Annotated in this window: 3 protein-coding genes and 1 pseudogene; all 4 read left to right on the forward strand. The window is 37.6% G+C overall.

The window, feature by feature from the left end; translation table 11 throughout:
* Positions 1–1,218: pseudogene (locus tag WG67_RS01750) on the forward strand (DALR anticodon-binding domain-containing protein); the annotation flags it as partial.
* 94 nt (positions 1,219–1,312) lie between these two features.
* A complete protein-coding gene (locus WG67_RS01755) occupies positions 1,313–1,537 on the forward strand; it encodes a hypothetical protein (protein WP_010962565.1) in 225 nt (74 codons plus the stop codon).
* Positions 1,518–1,817, forward strand: coding sequence for a type II toxin-antitoxin system RelE family toxin (locus tag WG67_RS01760; RefSeq protein ID WP_010962566.1), 300 nt, complete (start codon positions 1,518–1,520; stop codon positions 1,815–1,817). The genes WG67_RS01755 and WG67_RS01760 overlap by 20 nt, the downstream gene beginning before the upstream one ends.
* Positions 1,818–1,979: 162 nt before the next feature.
* Positions 1,980–2,201 carry a hypothetical protein gene (locus WG67_RS06880; protein ID WP_070356810.1) on the forward strand — a complete coding sequence of 74 codons (222 nt, stop codon included), beginning with the start codon at positions 1,980–1,982 and terminating at the stop codon, positions 2,199–2,201.
* The last annotated feature ends 406 nt before the right edge of the window (positions 2,202–2,607 follow it).

The following is a 2,607-nucleotide window of genomic DNA, read 5'->3' on the forward strand; positions in this document are numbered from 1 at the left end:
ATACTATATTAATGATGCTGGAGCGCAGATAGATACGCTAATTCGGTCAGTATATTTGCGGTATAAGGAAGCTCTGGGAGAAAAAATCAGCATCGAAAAAGGTTTATACCCAGGTGAATATTTAAAACCAATAGGGACTGGGCTGGCCAAAAAATATGGCGCAGAGCTTCTAGAAAAGCAAGATAATCAAGTGATTAGAGACTATACTTTAAGTTCTATCTTAGAAATCATAAAGGAAGACATGAACTTACTTGGAGTAAATCATGATGTTTTTACTTCAGAGTATGAGCTACAAAACAGTGGCAAAATTGAAGAGAGTATAAAGATATTGTCTGACAAGGGTCTAGTGTATGAAGGGTACCTGGAGAAACCAAAAGGCAAAGAAAGCGAAAATTGGACTTCCAGAAAAGAGATGCTATTTCGCTCTACAAAATTTGGTGATGACGTTGACCGTGCATTGAAGAAAGAGGACGGCAGTTGGACTTATTTTGCCTCGGATATCGCTTACCATTTTGATAAGATATCGCGTGGTTTTAACAATATGATCGTAGAGCTTGGTAGTGACCACGGCGGTTATGTCAAAAGACTCAAAGCAGTCGTCTCTGCGCTCAGTGATGATCAAGCAAAAATAGAGGTAAAACTGCATAATATTGTGAATTTTTTCGAGAACGGCAAACCTGTTAAGATGTCCAAAAGATCAGGAAACTTCCTAACAGCAAGAGATGTAGTGGAAGAAGTTGGCAGGGACATAACTCGTTTTATAATGCTAACACGCAAGAATGATATGGTCTTGGACTTTGATTTTGCTAAAGTTAAAGAACAGTCAAAAGACAACCCTATTTTTTACGTGCAATATGCGCATGCTCGTGCTCATTCGTAATGCGTAATGCTCCAAAAGAGCTCCCAACAGCAGATCCTTCACTTTTAAGGACAGGTGGAGAGCTCTTCCTCATAAAAACCTTAGCAAAGTGGCCAGATGTGGTAGAAATTGCAGCAAGGCTTTGTGAGCCACACAGAATTACTTTCTACTTACTTGAAGTTGCAGAAGCGTTTCACGTTTTATGGGGGTATGGCAAGAGTGATTTAAACATGCGTTTCTTACTGGAAGACAACTTAAACCTCACCGCTGCAAGAATGTTTCTCGTGCAGGCCTTAGCACACGTCATCGCTTCTGGACTTTCTATCTTCAATATAGAGCCTTTGGAAGAGATGAGTTGATTTTTTTATGCAAGATTGTTTTTTCAACGAATAGAGAAGTTGACAAAATTAAGTAAAAATGTTATAGTTTATAGTAGTATTTTCTGGTTAATATATGGCTCACAGTCAAAAAAAGCTCAATGTTAATGTAAGTTTTGACAGTAAATTGGCTCAGTATCTTACAGAAATGGCAGAGACTCAAAATAAAACTATTCCTGAAGTTTTAGTAGATTTAGTGGAAGAAGAGTTCGAAGAAGATGTAGAGCTATCCAAAATAGCTGACGATCGCCTCTCTGAAGGTGAAGAAGAAGTAGAGGATGATGAAAACATCTGGAAATAAAACTTACACTATAAAATTCTTAAAAAATGTTATTGAAAAAGAAATTCCAGCTCTTCCGGCAAAGATTAAATTAATGGTTCAGGAGGCCATAAAGAAACGCCTTACAGTTGACCCTTTTAATCTAGGAAAGCCTTTATGTCATAGCTTTAGAGGGCAATATAGGATAAGGGTTAGCAACTACCGTATAATTTACATCATAAATCATTCAGAACGTAAAGTACTTATTACTGCAGTGGGGTATAGAAAAAACATTTACAAACACAGAAGATTACACAATTAAAAATATAAGAAAGATCTCACCGCTGCAACTTGTCCAAGCCTTAGCACACGTCATTGCTTCTGGACTTTCTATCTTTAATATAGAGCCGTTAGAAGAAATGAGTTGATTTTTTTTTGTTACAATATGTAATGATCAAAATATTATTCAAAGTAGGGTAAAGTTATGACGATCAGTTTTAGGGAGTATTCAACTGTATTCACTGAAGTTGCGGAACAGACAGATTTAAGAGGTTGTCCGGAAACTAGTAAATTCAAGCATTTCCCTCTTTGCCCTAACAAGCAGCGGGATGACGGTTGTCAGGGTGTCAGGCTAGTACCTTCTCTTGTCATCCCAGTGCCCAGACACTGGGATCCAGAAAAGTTTGCTTGTGAACAAGCAAACTAGCATGGAAAGTGGTTACAACATTTTCGATGAGATTATATGGAAAACTGTATTCCAGTGTCAAGCACTGGAATACATCACAGGGGTACTGGAATGACACCCTTTACGGGCTCTTAAATTGCAACTATAAATGTTTAAGAAATTTACCAAATGAAAAAAAAGGCAAAAGAAGCCCCATGGTGGTTGGCTATTTACTATGTACTAAAATATCGGCGTTTTTTTTATTCTAAAACGCTTGATTAAGAGCGATTTAGCTGCTTTTAACTTGCAACTAACCTACACCGCAAGTGTTTAAGAAATTTACTAAGCAGGAAAAAAGGCAAAGAAACCCCGTAGTAGCTAGCATTCAAATTCTCCCTTGTCAATTTGACGTTTTTTGCTGTCTTAAACGCTTTGTAAGCGCGTTTCG

Source organism: Wolbachia endosymbiont of Drosophila incompta (genome assembly GCF_001758565.1).
Lineage (GTDB): Bacteria > Pseudomonadota > Alphaproteobacteria > Rickettsiales > Anaplasmataceae > Wolbachia > Wolbachia pipientis.